Source organism: Tenacibaculum soleae (assembly GCF_030549005.1).
GTDB classification, from domain to species: Bacteria; Bacteroidota; Bacteroidia; order Flavobacteriales; family Flavobacteriaceae; genus Polaribacter; species Polaribacter soleae.
The window spans coordinates 1-14,576 of sequence record NZ_JAUOSW010000008.1 but is presented as its reverse complement, the minus strand read 5'-3'; the positions used below and the strand labels follow the sequence as shown (position 1 = coordinate 14,576).

The 14,576-nt window shown below is 30.2% G+C and carries 13 protein-coding genes and 1 tRNA gene; 10 read left to right on the top strand and 4 right to left on the bottom strand.

Annotated elements, in window-relative coordinates; translation table 11 throughout:
* Window positions 1-3 precede the first annotated feature (3 nt).
* The 4 genes from Q4586_RS11400 (at window position 4) to Q4586_RS11385 (ending at window position 3,754) form a co-directional block, all read left to right on the top strand.
* Window positions 4-1,254, top strand: a complete 1,251-nt coding sequence (locus Q4586_RS11400; RefSeq protein WP_303529081.1) for a mechanosensitive ion channel family protein — start codon at window positions 4-6, stop codon at window positions 1,252-1,254.
* Window positions 1,255-1,257: 3 nt separating this feature from the next.
* Window positions 1,258-2,340, top strand: a complete 1,083-nt coding sequence (locus tag Q4586_RS11395; RefSeq protein ID WP_303529080.1) for an ABC transporter permease — start codon at window positions 1,258-1,260, stop codon at window positions 2,338-2,340.
* Window positions 2,341-2,510: 170 nt separating this feature from the next.
* Window positions 2,511-2,954, top strand: coding sequence for an acyl-CoA thioesterase (locus Q4586_RS11390; RefSeq protein ID WP_068701370.1), 444 nt, complete (start codon window positions 2,511-2,513; stop codon window positions 2,952-2,954).
* Window positions 2,954-3,754, top strand: a complete 801-nt coding sequence (locus Q4586_RS11385; RefSeq protein ID WP_303529079.1) for a DNA/RNA non-specific endonuclease — start codon at window positions 2,954-2,956, stop codon at window positions 3,752-3,754. The genes Q4586_RS11390 and Q4586_RS11385 overlap by 1 nt, the downstream gene beginning before the upstream one ends.
* A gap of 57 nt (window positions 3,755-3,811) precedes the next feature.
* Here the strand turns inward: Q4586_RS11385 and Q4586_RS11380 are convergent.
* Window positions 3,812-3,893: transfer RNA gene (locus tag Q4586_RS11380), tRNA-Leu, on the bottom strand.
* Between the two features lie 101 nt (window positions 3,894-3,994).
* Here Q4586_RS11380 and Q4586_RS11375 point away from each other — a divergent pair.
* The 4 genes from Q4586_RS11375 to Q4586_RS11360 all read left to right on the top strand — a co-directional run bounded on the left by Q4586_RS11375 (window position 3,995) and on the right by Q4586_RS11360 (window position 10,590).
* The gene (locus Q4586_RS11375) at window positions 3,995-5,383 is read left to right on the top strand and encodes a dipeptidase (RefSeq protein WP_303529078.1); all 1,389 of its coding nucleotides are present in this window, start codon (window positions 3,995-3,997) and stop codon (window positions 5,381-5,383) included.
* Window positions 5,384-5,514: 131 nt separating this feature from the next.
* A complete protein-coding gene (locus tag Q4586_RS11370; protein WP_303529076.1) occupies window positions 5,515-6,615 on the top strand; it encodes a DUF4407 domain-containing protein in 1,101 nt (366 codons plus the stop codon).
* A 34-nt stretch (window positions 6,616-6,649) separates the two neighbouring features.
* Window positions 6,650-8,572 (top strand): DUF3858 domain-containing protein, encoded by a 1,923-nt coding sequence (locus Q4586_RS11365; RefSeq protein ID WP_303529075.1) that lies wholly within the window; start codon window positions 6,650-6,652, stop codon window positions 8,570-8,572.
* Between the two features lie 5 nt (window positions 8,573-8,577).
* The gene (locus Q4586_RS11360; protein ID WP_068701381.1) at window positions 8,578-10,590 is read left to right on the top strand and encodes a DUF3858 domain-containing protein; all 2,013 of its coding nucleotides are present in this window, start codon (window positions 8,578-8,580) and stop codon (window positions 10,588-10,590) included.
* A gap of 66 nt (window positions 10,591-10,656) precedes the next feature.
* Here the strand turns inward: Q4586_RS11360 and Q4586_RS11355 are convergent, their stop codons facing one another.
* On the bottom strand, window positions 10,657-11,115 hold the full coding sequence (locus Q4586_RS11355) for an Lrp/AsnC family transcriptional regulator (protein WP_068701383.1): 459 nt from the start codon (window positions 11,113-11,115) through the stop codon (window positions 10,657-10,659).
* Between the two features lie 165 nt (window positions 11,116-11,280).
* Here Q4586_RS11355 and Q4586_RS11350 point away from each other — a divergent pair, with 165 nt between their 5' ends.
* Together Q4586_RS11350 and Q4586_RS11345 are read left to right on the top strand one after the other, a co-directional pair.
* Window positions 11,281-12,480, top strand: a complete 1,200-nt coding sequence (locus Q4586_RS11350) for an aminotransferase class I/II-fold pyridoxal phosphate-dependent enzyme (protein ID WP_303529072.1) — start codon at window positions 11,281-11,283, stop codon at window positions 12,478-12,480.
* Between the two features lie 7 nt (window positions 12,481-12,487).
* Window positions 12,488-13,126, top strand: coding sequence for a MarC family protein (locus tag Q4586_RS11345; RefSeq protein WP_303529070.1), 639 nt, complete (start codon window positions 12,488-12,490; stop codon window positions 13,124-13,126).
* Window positions 13,127-13,188: 62 nt separating this feature from the next.
* On the opposite strand, the gene Q4586_RS11340 is transcribed toward Q4586_RS11345, so the two are convergent.
* Complete coding sequence (locus Q4586_RS11340; RefSeq protein WP_303529068.1) at window positions 13,189-14,106, bottom strand: PorP/SprF family type IX secretion system membrane protein; 918 nt, start codon at window positions 14,104-14,106, stop codon at window positions 13,189-13,191.
* Window positions 14,107-14,114: 8 nt separating this feature from the next.
* Window positions 14,115-14,576 (bottom strand): T9SS type B sorting domain-containing protein (locus Q4586_RS11335; RefSeq protein ID WP_303529067.1); only part of this gene is annotated, 462 nt, incomplete at its 5' end.

The following is a 14,576-nucleotide window of genomic DNA, read 5'->3' as shown; positions in this document are numbered from 1 at the left end:
ACTATGTCTGCTAAATTTTTCTATCATTTTTTTAAAAATCAATTTTCTGTAACTGAACAAACAGCTACGTACCTTAATTTAACTGCCAATTTATTTGTAATTGCGACTTTAGGGTATATTTTTTTTAAAACGTTTCGTTATTTCGGAGGTCATTTTGTTACTAAAATTGCTGCAAAAACAAAAACCAATTTTGACGATTTACTAATTAAAAATCGCGTGTTTTTAAACATTTCAAGAATTTTTGTTTTTGTTATTCTTTACGGGTTGTTATCATCTATATTAATTGATTTTCCTCAGTTTTTAAAATATGCTGATCGTATAATTAACATCGCTATTTTATTTTCAACTATTTGGTTTATTAAAAGTGTTTTATCAACGATTAAAGATTTTTTACAAAATTTCACAGCCTTTAAAGACAAACCTTTAGAGAGTTATGTTCAAATTTTTATGATACTACTTTGGATTATTAGTATTATCATTTCTTTTTCAATTATTACAGGAAAACCTCTGATGCGTTTTTTAACAACTTTAGGAGCTTTTTCGGCAGTTTTATTACTTATTTTTAAAGATACTATTTTAGGTTTTGTTGCCAGCATTCAAATATCTGTAAATGATACTGTTCGTTTAAATGATTGGATTACCATGAAAAAATACAATGCTGACGGAAATGTAATTGCTATTAATTTAGCATCGGTAATTGTAAAAAACTTTGATAACACGGTAACTAGCATCCCTACCTATTCTTTAATTTCTGATTCGTTTAAAAATTGGAGAGCCATGGATAATTCAGGCGGAAGAAGAATGAAACGTGCTATTTTAATTAAAATAAACTCTATTCATTTTTTAACTGATGAAGATGTTGAACATTATAAAAAAATAGCATTACTTACTGATTATGTTACTACGGCTTATAATGATGTAAAAAAACATAACGCAACACATAATGTTGACAAATCTCTATTAATTAACGGTAGAAATTTGACTAATTTCGGAATGTTTAGAAATTATGTAGATGAATACCTAAAACAGCACCCGCAAATAAATCAAGAATTATTATATATGTCGCGTCAACTGCAACCTACTGCCAACGGAATTCCGTTAGAAATATATGCCTTTAGCAAAAATAAATCGTGGTTGGCTTATGAAAGAGATATGGCTAATATTTTTGATCATATTTTAGCTAGCATAAAATACTTTAACTTAGAGGTTTTTGAAAACCCAACAGGTACAGATATTTTAACTATTAAAAAGTAAGCTTTGGTAACTAAAAAACCTACTTCATTATGGCAATTAGCTATTCAGAAATTTAAGCGAAGTAAAACAGGAATGCTTAGTTTTTTGTTTATCGTTTTTTGTGGATTAATTGCTGTTTTTTGTTATACAATTGCCCCTGACAATAGTAATGCTGCTAATCAAATGCATTTAGAAATTCACTCTAAATCACCAGGCTTTTCTGTAATGATGCTAAGTATTCCTTCTCAATCTAAGAAAGAACAATCTTGGTTTTCTGTCTTTATGAACGGAAAGCAAAATTCACCTACAGAAATCCCTATAAAATCATACAAACTAATTAACAATCAATTAGAAATTTTAAAGTATTCAGATGGTTTAGCTAAAAACTATCCTTTAGCATTATTTAATGATCAACCAAAAAAACACATTCAACAAAAAACGTTCTGGTTTGGAACCGATAAATATGGTCGTGATTTATTAAGTAGATTATTAATTGGTGCTAGAATTTCTTTTTTTATCGGATTCATAGCAGTTTTCATCTCACTTTTAATAGGAATTCCTATTGGGGCTTTGGCAGGGTACTTTGGTGGTAAAATGGATACTTTTATTATGTGGGTTATTAACATTACTTGGTCTATACCTACCTTATTATTAGTAATCGCAATAACTTTAGCATTAGGAAAAGGTTTTTGGCAAGTATTTATAGCTGTTGGATTAACAATGTGGGTAGAAGTTGCTCGTGTAGTAAGAGGACAAGTAATTACTACAAAGCAACAACAATATGTTGAAGCTGCAAAAGCCTTAGGTTTTTCTGACTTTAGAATTATCTTTAAACATATACTACCGAATATTTTAGCGCCTATAATTGTAATATCCGCAGCAAATTTTGCCGCAGCAATTTTAATTGAAAGTGGTTTAAGTTTTTTAGGTATTGGCGCACAACCTCCTACTCCATCATGGGGAGCTATGATTAAAAATCATTATAATTATATCATCTTAGGAAAGCCTTTTTTAGCATTAATTCCTGGGCTTGCAATTATGAGTTTAGTAATGGCATTTATGCTTATAGGAAATACACTTCGTGATGCTTTAGATGTGAAAAATTAATGTGATTTTACGCTAGAAATTGACAAAACACCCGCGTTAGGGATTGTAGCATTTGTTTAAGCTCTTTTGTGAGACACGAACAAAAAGCGAGTGCGAAAAGCCCGACCCTTGTGGTAACGCCCAAAGAATGAAAGTTTGTATCTTCGCTTTTCAAAAAAATAAAGATAGAAATGAGTTTTAGTGTAGATTTTAAAACAAGATGGTCAGATTTTGATGCCAATATACATATGCGACACACGGCATACAATGATTATGCTGCCGAAGTGAGATTACGTTTTTTTAAGGAGCATGATATTACGATTCAAGACTTTACTAAAGAAAAAACCGGCCCTATATTATTTGAAGAGAATACCAAATTTTTACGAGAAATTCACATGGGAACCGATATCTCAGTAAATTTAAAAATAATTGGGTTATCAAGTAAAGGGGAGCGTTGGAAAATTCAGCACGAAGTTTTTAACGAAACAGGAAAATTATCAGCAATAATTACCGTGTACGGAGCTTGGTTAGATTTGGTAAAAAGAAAATTAACGGTTCCGCCAACCAAGTTTCAAACAATTTTTGATCAGGTTGAAAAAACAGATGACTTTAAGGAAATTTTACTAAAAAGTTAATGAGTAACGCTAAAAAAATACAAATAATTATTGCTGCTATTGTTTTACTTCTTAGTTACTGGATTAAAAAAGGTGAAAACAATTCTGACTTTTCTTCTGAAAAAACCGTTGAAAATATTGGAGATTTTAATTATTTACCTACCTCAACAACTGGAGTTATTGTAAAACATCATGGATATCAATTATCTTATAGCGAACAACATGAGCAAGCAGAATGGGTTGCGTATTCGTTAAATAAAAGTGATATTGTTTATAACAACTTTAAACGTCCTTATTTTATTAACGATCCGAAGGTAAAAACAAAATCTGCTAATTGGCGGAGTTATAAAAAATCTGGTTATGATAAAGGGCATTTGTGTCCTGCTGCCGATAGGCGTTATTCTAAAGCAGCACATGACGAAACTTTTTACACTTCTAATATTTCGCCTCAAAAACACGATTTTAACGCTGGTATTTGGAACAGATTAGAGCAAAAAACGCGTTATTGGGTTAAAAAACACCAACATTTATATGTTGTTACTGGCGGTATTTTAAAATCTGATTTAAAAACTATTGGCAAAAACAAAGTAAGTGTTCCTACCGAATTTTATAAGATACTATTAGATTATTCACAGCCAGAAATAAAAGCTATTGCGTTTTTATTTCCTCATAAAGAAAGCAACAAACCTTTATATAATTTTGTGGTTTCTATTGATAAATTAGAAGAAAAAACTGGTATTGATTTTTTCCCAGAATTGCCAGATGCTATTGAAACTAGGCTAGAAGCTAGTAGTAATTATAAAAATTGGAGTTTTAGATAAAAAAAACTTTATAAACAATAAAAAAGCTTCTCGTAAATGAGAAGCTTTTTAACGCTGTACGGGCAGGGAGACTCGAACTCCCACACCTTGCGGCACTAGATCCTAAGTCTAGCGTGTCTACCAATTCCACCACGCCCGCATACTTATTGAATTGTGGCTGCAAATATAAACAATACTTACAAACTACAAAGCACAAGCACAAAATTTTTATTATTTTTGATACCTATTAAATAACAACCCATGAAAGACATTAAAAAATATATTGATCAGCACAAGGATAGATTTATAACCGAATTAATCGATTTATTAAAAATTCCTTCTGTTAGTGCCGATCCAGCTTTTAGCAAAGATGTATTAAACACTGCCGATGCTGTTAAAAATAGCTTAGAAAAAGCAGGGTGCGACAAAGTAGAAATTTGTGAAACGCCTGGTTATCCGATTGTTTATGGAGAAAAAATTATCGACCCTAATTTGCCTACGGTTTTAGTGTATGGTCATTACGATGTGCAACCTGCTGACCCAATTGAGTTATGGGATTCTCCCGCTTTTGAACCTGTAATTAAAAAAACAGATATTCATCCTGAAGGTGCAATTTTTGCTCGTGGAGCTTGTGATGATAAAGGGCAAATGTACATGCACGTTAAAGCCATGGAATACATGACAAGTACAGGAAACTTACCTTGTAATGTGAAATTTATGATTGAAGGTGAAGAGGAAGTTGGTTCAGAAAGTTTAGCTTGGTTTGTACCAAGAAACAAAGAAAAATTAGCTAACGACGTAATTTTAATTTCTGATACAGGAATGATTGCAAACGATATTCCGTCAATTACAACAGGTTTACGTGGTTTAAGTTATGTAGAAGTTGAAGTTACGGGTCCTAATCGCGATTTACACTCAGGTTTATATGGTGGTGCCGTAGCAAACCCAATCAATATTTTAACAAAAATGATTGCTTCATTACACGATGAAAACAATCACATTACCATTCCTGGTTTCTACGACAATGTAGAAGAATTATCTCGTGAAGAGCGTGATGAAATGGCAAAAGCACCTTTTTCGTTAGATGAATATAAAGATGCTTTAAAAATTGACGATGTACACGGTGAAAAAGGATATACAACCAACGAACGCAACTCTATCCGACCAACGTTAGATGTAAACGGAATTTGGGGCGGCTATATTGGCGAAGGTGCAAAAACAGTTATTGCTAGTAAAGCGTATGCAAAAATTTCGATGCGACTTGTACCAGGGCAGGAATGGAGAGCTATTACCGATTTATTTAAAAAACATTTTGAAAGCATTGCTCCAAAGTCTGTATCCGTAAAAGTTACACCGCATCATGGAGGACAAGGGTATGTAACTCCGATAGATAATATTGCGTATCAAGCAGCCAGTAAAGCCTATCAAGAAACTTTTAACAAAACGCCAATTCCCCAACGTAGTGGAGGTAGTATTCCTATTGTTGCTTTATTTGAGCAAGAGTTAAAAAGCAAAACTATTTTAATGGGATTCGGATTAAATTCTGATGCTATTCACTCACCAAACGAACATTTTGGGGTTTGGAATTACTTGAAAGGAATTGAAACAATTCCTCATTTTTATAAATATTTTACTGAATTATCTAAATAATTTCGTTATACCTTAAAAAAAGTATTGAAATCAATCTCAAAAGCTATTTTTTTTGTTAAAAGCCTCTTAATTGAGGCTTTTTTTGTAACATTTTTATAAAAATATCGTTCTTATAGCATATACTTATTTTTATGTTAAAACAATTTTTTCTTATTTGTTCGGGAGTAGATTTACAATTAATTAAAGATTGCGCTAACGGAGAGCAAAACAAATATGCAGGTATTGGTGCAACTGTATTTTTTACAGCCTTGATGGCTACAATTGCGTGTAGCTATGCGCTATTTATAATTTTTGACAACTTATATTCAGCTATCTTTTTTGGTTTTATTTGGGGTTTGCTAATCTTTAATTTAGATCGTTTTATTGTTTCAACTATCAAAAAAAGAGATTCAAAACGTCAAGAAATAACACAGGTAATTCCGCGTTTACTTTTAGCATTTATTATTGCCGTGGTAATTTCAAAGCCGCTAGAATTAAAGATTTTTGAAAAAGAAATTAATCAGGTTTTGTTAACTGAGAAAAATAAAATGACTTTAGCAAATAAAACCCAAATTGCACAACAATTTACACCCCAAATAAACAGTCTTAATTCTGAAATTAACGTTTTAAAAAATGAAATTCTTACAAAAGAAACCGAAACCAATGCACTATACGAAACTTATATTGCAGAAGCTGAAGGCACAAAAGGAACGAAACGCTTAGGAAAAGGGCCTGTTTATAAAGAAAAACGAACAAAACACGATGCCTCTTTAACTGAACTACAATTATTAAAAGAGAACAATAAACAACAAATTAAAGCGAAAGAATTAGCGATTGTAAACTTACAAGAAAAACAACTGTTAACTGAAGAAAAAACACAACCCATAATTTCTAATTTCGATGGATTAATGGCGCGTATTGAGGCATTAAACACATTGCCTTGGCTACCTTCATTCTTTATTTTTTTATTGTTTTTAGCGATTGAAACGGCACCTATTTTTTCGAAACTTATCAGCCCTAAAGGAGAATATGATTTTAAACTCGAAAATGAAGAATCAAAAGTTAAAACATGGATTGAACAACAAGTACAACAACGAGAAGCCATTTTAAAAACTGACATTGACCTTAATAACAAAGTGTATTCTGATCTTAAAACCGAAGAAGAATTGTATCTGTACAAGCAAAAAATAGCACGTAATTTACTAAAACAACAAGCGGATACTTTTTATAAAAATCAACAAGAAATCATATAATTTTTTTATATTCGAATCAAAAAAATAATATTGCATGAATCGAATATCCAAAGCTATCTTTTTGATGGCTATTTTGCTATGTGTAAAAACAATAGCCCAAGCCCAAGAAGCCAATATTTTATCTTCTCTGACTATTCCTGAAATACTAAAAACAGATGCAAATGCTGTTATTAGGCTTCAAAAAACAACGATAACAGTTACTTCTCCAACCCAATTAATTGTTAAAGAAAAACGAATTGTTACCGTTTTAAATAAATTAGGAAAAACACATGTAGATGCCTACAAACACTATGATGAGGATACTAAAATCACTAAATTATCTGCAATTATATATGATGCCTTAGGTAAAAAAAAGAAAAAATACTCTAAAGGTGATTTTACAGATGTATCTGCTGTTGATGGCGGAACTTTATATTCAGACTCTAGAGTTAAAGTCTTAGAGTATACACCTACATCTTATCCTTATACGATTGTTATAGAATCTGAATATAAAAACTCATCAACAGGATTCATCCCTAAGTGGTTCCCTGTAGAAAATTATTATCTATCTGTAGAAAAAAGTATCTACGAACTGCACAATCCTCAGAATATATCTTTTAGAAAAAAGGAGAAGAATTTTAAAGGATTTGCTATTGAAAAATCTTCAAATGAGAATAGTTTAAGCTATTCTTTAACAAATCAAAAAGCTATTAAGTACGAAAGAGGAACCGTTAATTATGAAGATTTTGTACCTAATATTAGTATCTCATTAAACGAGTTTAGTTTAAAAGGAGTACAAGGTAAAGCTTCTAATTGGAAAGAGTTTGGGAAATGGAGATACAATCATCTGAAAAACGGGAACGATGTAATTTCTGAAACTATAAAAAGTAATATTAAAAAATTAACTAGTGGAGTGAAATCTCCCTTAGAAAAAGCCAAAATTGTTTATAAATACGTTCAAGATAAAACACGATATATAAGTGTTCAAGAAGATATTGGGGGATGGAGACCTATAACCGCAAATAAAGTGGATGAACTAGGATATGGTGATTGTAAAGGTTTAACTAATTATACAAAAGCATTATTAGATGCAGCAGGCGTAACATCACATTATTCAGTTGTATGGGCAGGAAGCAAAAAGAAAAATGTACATACTTATTTTTCTTCTATGCAAGGAAATCACGTGATTTTAAATATTCCAAATAATGGCAATGATGTTTGGTTGGAATGTACTAGTCAAACAATTCCTTTTGGATTTTTAGGAGATTTTACTGATGATAGAGATGTTTTAGTTATTACACCTGAGGGTGGAATTATTAAAAGAACTACTTCATATATCAATGATAAAAACTTACAATTAAACAACGCAATTATCACTCTTTTAACTAATGGTGACATGAGCGCAACTATTGAAAAAAAATCATACGGAACACAATATGGTGATAGATACCATATTAAAAACTACACTAAAAAAGAACTCAATAAGTATTACAAATCGCGTGTTTGGGATTACAATAACAACTTAGAAATTGAAAACGTAGTACTTGAAAACAATAAAGAAAAAGTTGAATTTACTGAAAAAATAAATGCAAATATTAAAAATTTTGCAACAGTTAAAGATAATAGTTATTTATTTAAGCTGAATGTTTTTAATAGAATTACAAGCATACCTAAAAGATATAGGAATAGAAAAAGAGTTTTAGAAATTGATAGAGGCTTTACTGACAAAGATAGTTTTACTTTTAAAATACCTGAAGGATATTCAATTTTAAACTTACCGTTAAATAAACATATTTCAAATAAGTTTGGAACTTATAAAATAGCTTTTGAAAAAATTAATGAAACTTCTTTTAAATACAACAGAGAGTTCTCTTTAAAAAAAGGAATACATCCAAAAGAAGAATATAAAGCCTACAGAAAATTCAGAAAAACGGTTGCTAAATATGATAACTTAAGAACAGAACTTACTAAACAATAATTACTATGAAAAAAACACTCTTACTTTTTACACTATTAATCTCATTGACAATCAATTCTCAAAAAATAAAATTCGGAAAAGTTTCAAAAACTGAACTTGAAGAAAAACTTCACCCTTTAGATTCTACTGCAGATGCGATATATCTTTTAAAAGAAAAAAAAATTGAATACGAATTTAGCCCTACTAAAGGCTGGACCACAAAAACTTACGTACGAGAAACAATTAAAATATTAAATAAGAATGGTTACAAATTTTCTAAAAAAGAAATAAAACTATTAAAAAACAATAACACTAAAGAGAATATTTCTTCATTAAAAGCATACACTTTTAATCTTAATGAAAATAAAATAGAAAGAACAAAACTGACAAAAAAAGATATATTTAAAGAACAAAAAAATAAATATTTAGAATTGGTTAAATTTACAATGCCTAACGTAAAGCCTTTTTGTATAATTGACTTAAGTTATACCATAACCTCTCCATTTACCTCTAGTATTAGTGAAATTTATTTACAAAACAATATACCTATAAAAAAACTCGATGTTATTGTTAAAATTCCAGAATATTTCGTAACAAAAAAACATATTAAAGGATTCCTACATTTTAACATCAAAGAAAGTATTGAAAATAAAACGATACCTTACAAATATGACAAAATGGTTAACCAACAAGGAGGGTATGTAAAAACTAAGTTTGAAGGTAATTTAGAATTTAAAAATTATCTATACATCATTCAAGAAGAAAATGTACCAAGGCTAAAAAGCAAAGAGGTTTTTTCTTCTAATATTCACAACTATAGAGCTGCTATAAAGTTTGAAACAAGTGTTTTAAAATTCCCAAACTCAGTCCCTAAATACCTCTCTACTAATTGGAAAAACATATCTAAAACGATATATGAGTCTCCATATTTTGGTCGAGAACTAGAAAAAAACAATTACTACAAAGATGATTTAAAATCAATTATAGGTGATAGTAAAAATAATTTCGAAAAGGCTTTATCTATTTTTCAGTTTTTGAAATTTAAAGTAAAATGGAATAGATACTACTCTAAGTACACCGATAAAGGTGTAAAAAAAGCATATAAAGAAGGTACTGGAAATTCTGCAGAAATAAATCTTATGCTTACATCAATGCTACGATTTGCTGGTTTAGACGCTAACCCTGTCTTGATAAGCACAAAAAACAGCGGAGTACCTCTTTTCCCTACTGTACTAGGATTTAATTATGTTATTTCAAAAGTTAATTTTTCTAATGGAAAATATATTTTATTAGATGCTACTGACCCTTATTCTGCTCCTAATGTAATTCCACAAAGAGCATTAAATTGGTATGGAAGAGAAATTCTTACCAATGGAGACTCAAGAAAAGTAGAACTAACCCCTACAAAGCACTCAAAAGAAAATAATATTTTATATGTAAAAATAGATGCTGATTTAGGTGAAGTTACAGGAATGTATCGAAAATCATTGTCAGGTCATGCGGCTATGTTTTACAGACAATTAAACAACATCAAAAAAGAAGATGAAATTATTACATCAATAGAAGAAAAACTTAGTATTGAAGTTAATGACTTTAAAATTTTAAATAAAGAAAACACTACAAAATCAATTACACAAACCTTAAAATTTACAAGTGAAGATTTAATTGAAAAGGTTAATGAAAAATTATATTTTTCGCCTTTATTATTTTTAGCAACTTCGGAAAACCCATTTAAGACTAATGAAAGAAACTATCCTATTGATTATATCATTCCTTGGCAAGATAAATTTACAGTTTCTATAACGGTGCCTGAAGGTTATATCGTTGAATCTTTTCCTAAAGAGAGTGCTATTGCTTTACCTGATAATCTAGGGGTCTTTAAATATCTCGTTACAGTTCAAGGAAATAAAATAAAATTATCGTCAATATTACAATTTAATACACAAATTATTAATCAACAATACTATGGTATAGTTAAAAATTTTTATAAAAAACTAGTTGAAAAACAAACCGAAAATATAGTTTTAATTAAAAAATAAAATATTATTGATATAATAATTATTCTAACAAAAATCAAAAGAGCAACCGTTTAATTGGTTGCTCTTTTATAATATAATAGCATTAGAATTTTTGACCTTACCTATAGTAAACGTACTGTAAGTACTTCCAATGTGTTTTAATACAGTTAATTTATTTACCATAAAATCACGGTATTCATCCATATCTTTTACGTAAATTTTTAAAATATAATCGTAATCACCACTGACATGAAAGCATTCGGTTACTTCTTCTAATTTTGTAATTTCTTTTTCAAAAACTACAATATTTTCTTTAGTATGTTTTTCTAACTTTAAATGACAAAAAACTAAAAAAGATTTTTCAATTTTATTCTTGTCAAGTAGTGCCACATATTGGGTTATTACACCTTCTCTTTCAAGCTTTTTAATTCGCTCATAAACAGCAGTTACCGATAAATTTAACTGTAAAGACAATTGTTTTGTGGTTTGCTTACTATCTTTTTGAAGTAAGCTCAATAATTTTTTATCTATTCCATCTAATTTCATCTGAAAATTTTAAGTGTTTTTATACTTTAAAAAGCAAAAAATAAACTTTTAAAACTACTAATACTAAAATTTAAAGAAAAATAATCTATAATTAACCTTATGCATTGATTTACAATCAAAAAAACATGTGTTTTACAGCAATAAAAACAACTAAAAAATTACATTATGAGTTTCAAACCTGCTGATAATATTCAAGACCTACAATATTTTGGAGAATATGGAGGTATAAATCCTTCTATTTCTGATTCTTCTACCTACACTTTTTTAAAAGCAAAAACAATGTTCGATACTTTTGAAGGAAATACCGATGGTTGTTATTTATACTCCCGTCACACATCACCTTCAAATTTATATTTAAGTGAAGCTTTAGCAGCTATGGAAGGTGCAGAATCTGCCAATGTTGCTGGGTCTGGAATGGGAGCAATTACAGCTACCATTTTACAAATTTGTGGGGCTAATGATCATGTTGTTTCAAGTAGAACTATTTATGGAGGAACCTATGCTTTTTTAAAAAACTTTACTCCCAGATTAGGAATAAAAACATCATTTGTTAATATTACAGATTTAGCAATTGTAGAAGCTGCCATTACCGAAAACACAAAAATGATTTATTGCGAATCGGTAAGTAATCCGCTATTAGAAATAGCCGATATTAAAGGCTTATCCGCTTTAGCAAAAAAGTACAACTTACAATTAGTCATTGACAACACCTTTTCTCCGTTATCAATTTCACCTGCGCAATTAGGTGCCGATGTGGTAATACATAGTTTAACAAAATTCATCAATGGCTCTTCTGATACTATGGGAGGTGTTGTTTGTGCATCCGCAGATTTTATCAATTCGCAAAAAAGTGTAATTGATGGCGCAAGTATGTTATTAGGTTCTTCAATGGATTCGTTGCGTTCTTCATCAATTTTAAAAAATATGAGAACGTTGCACATCAGAATAAAACAACACAGTAAAAATGCTGCTTTTTTAGCTGAAAAATTTGAAGCTGACGGATTAAAAACCGTATATCCTGGATTAAAATCACATCCATCACATGAAATTTTTAAATCGATGATGAATGAAGAGTACGGTTTTGGTGGTATGTTAACTATTGATGCTGGTTCGTTAGATAAAGCAAATGCTTTAATGGAATTAATGCAAGAAAAAAATGTAGGTTACTTAGCGGTTAGTTTAGGGTTTTATAAAACATTATTTTCAGCTCCTGGAACTTCAACGTCATCTGAAATTCCAGAAGATGAACAGAAAGAAATGGGTTTATCTGATGGTTTAATTCGGTTTTCTATCGGATTGGATAATGATATTGAGCGCACGTATCAAATCATTAAAAATTGTATGTTAAAAACAGCTATTTTATAAATAAATTATGAACGAAGTAATCGCTTTTGGAATTTTATCTTTTACATCTTTTTTTACATTGATAAATCCTTTTGGAACCATGCCGATTTTTATGACGATGACTGCTGATTTAGATCAAAATCATAGAACAAAAACTGCAAAAAAAGCATCGATAGTTAGTTTCATTACTATTTTGATTTTTGCTTTTTCTGGTCAATTGTTATTTAACTTTTTTGGAATATCCGTTAATAGTTTTAGAATTGTAGGTGGTGTAATTTTCTTTTTAATGGGGATGGATATGCTACATGCTAGATTAGGAAAAGTAAAATTGAAAGACCCTGAAGTAAAAAATTATGTAAACGACATCTCTGTAACACCACTAGCAATTCCTATGATTTGTGGTCCTGGAGCTTTAACAAACGCAATTGTTATGATGGAAGATGCTGATTCTATGGAGAAAAAAATAGCGTTAATTTTTACTGCTTTCTTAGTAATTTTACTAACTTATATAATACTTTATAGCTCTTCAAAAATCATAAAAGTTATTGGGCAAACTGGTATTAATGTTATGATGCGTTTAATGGGACTAATTGTTATGGTTATTGCTGTAGAGTTTTTCTTTAGTGGATTAAAACCAATATTATTAGACATTTTCAGCACAAACTAACCTCTTAAAAAGAGAGTTATATCAAATCATAACTCTCTTTTTTATTAAAAGTTGCTTACTGTTTATTCCGAATATCCATCTCCAAATCGGTATCCTAACACAATACCGTGAGTTGTATGAATTGGCGCATTTCCTGATGCCATGTTATAATTATACATCACCCTAAGTTTTTTAAGTGCATAAACTCCTAATAATAAATTTAGGGAGCCATTGGTTCTATACCCCGCACCAAATTCTATCTTATTTTTAAGGTTTACTGCTACATTAACATCTGCTTGTAATGGCACTCCTCCTTCTTTTTTCAATAAAAAACTAGGTTTAATCATTGTCTCTCTAAAAACATTTGTAAAAATTCGGTATCCCCCATAAATATAAAAAGGTGTTGATAAATCTAAATTATCCTCAGACGCTAATTCAGCACCTAACACATTTGGCATAGAAGCACCAACAAATAACTCTTTATAATTAAACATAAAACCAACACCTATAATAGGAATTATTGTATTTATATTTTGTTGAAATTTAGGATCATCAATAATTCCTAAATCTAACAAATTATCATTGTAAAACTGTGCTCCAGCTGTTATTCCAAAAGAAAGAACTGTTGGATAATAATGTTGCCAATGTGGTCGATCATCCTGACTATCAAAAAAAAGTTTATATGAATAAGCTGCAAAAGCTGTTGTTGTTTTTGACACCCCTACTTCATCATGAATAACACCTGCTCCAAGACCTATTTGTCCTTCTTTTAAAGAGGTGTTAAAACTAAAAGTTGTACTTTTTGGTGCTCCATCTAATTCATTAGAAAAACCTGCACTCGAAAACACCAATTCAGTGTCTTTTTCAAAACCTGCATATGCTGAGTTTAAAATAAAAACATTGTAATTGTACTCAGAAAAAGTTGGTGTTTGCTGCGCCAAACATACATGAAACATCCCAAAAAGTAATCCAATAAATATTGGTTTAAATACTGCTTGCATAATTATTTTTATCGTTTTAAGATTAAAAATCCTTTTAATTTTTTAAAGTTATGTGTCCCTGTAATTTGAATATTGAAAAAATAAGTTCCTGAAGGCAAAGCTCCTGCTCCTAAAACTTTTTTCTTATTAGCCTCTCCTCTAAATACTCTTAAATTGTTATCATACCCTTTAATTTCGAATACCATATCTCCCCAACGGTTGTATACACTCACAACATTTTTCGGATATTGCTCTATCCCCTTGATTTCCCAATATTCATTAATTCCATCACCATCTGGTGAAAAACCATATTTTATCTCACCCCTTTTCTCTGTGGTAAAACTTGTTTCTGAACAACCTGTAGCATCGCCTGCGGAATTGTATGCGGTGATTGTTACATAATACGTTGTGTTGGATAAGAAATCTGTCGTTGGATTGTAAGTCAATACATTACCTACATCTTCATTATTGACAACATCGGTTGCGCCCAA

Bases quoted from the DNA above. Each gene is read 5' to 3' on its own strand.
- Q4586_RS11400 (WP_303529081.1), top strand. From the start codon at position 4: ATGTCTGCTAAATTTTTCTATCATTTTTTTAAAAATCAATTTTCTGTA.
- Q4586_RS11390 (WP_068701370.1), top strand. From the start codon at position 2,511: ATGAGTTTTAGTGTAGATTTTAAAACAAGATGGTCAGATTTTGATGCC.
- Q4586_RS11385 (WP_303529079.1), top strand. From the start codon at position 2,954: ATGAGTAACGCTAAAAAAATACAAATAATTATTGCTGCTATTGTTTTA.
- Q4586_RS11375 (WP_303529078.1), top strand. From the start codon at position 3,995: ATGAAAGACATTAAAAAATATATTGATCAGCACAAGGATAGATTTATA.
- Q4586_RS11370 (WP_303529076.1), top strand. From the start codon at position 5,515: ATGTTAAAACAATTTTTTCTTATTTGTTCGGGAGTAGATTTACAATTA.
- Q4586_RS11365 (WP_303529075.1), top strand. From the start codon at position 6,650: ATGAATCGAATATCCAAAGCTATCTTTTTGATGGCTATTTTGCTATGT.
- Q4586_RS11360 (WP_068701381.1), top strand. From the start codon at position 8,578: ATGAAAAAAACACTCTTACTTTTTACACTATTAATCTCATTGACAATC.
- Q4586_RS11355 (WP_068701383.1), bottom strand. From the start codon at position 11,115: ATGAAATTAGATGGAATAGATAAAAAATTATTGAGCTTACTTCAAAAA.
- Q4586_RS11350 (WP_303529072.1), top strand. From the start codon at position 11,281: ATGAGTTTCAAACCTGCTGATAATATTCAAGACCTACAATATTTTGGA.
- Q4586_RS11345 (WP_303529070.1), top strand. From the start codon at position 12,488: ATGAACGAAGTAATCGCTTTTGGAATTTTATCTTTTACATCTTTTTTT.
- Q4586_RS11340 (WP_303529068.1), bottom strand. From the start codon at position 14,106: ATGCAAGCAGTATTTAAACCAATATTTATTGGATTACTTTTTGGGATG.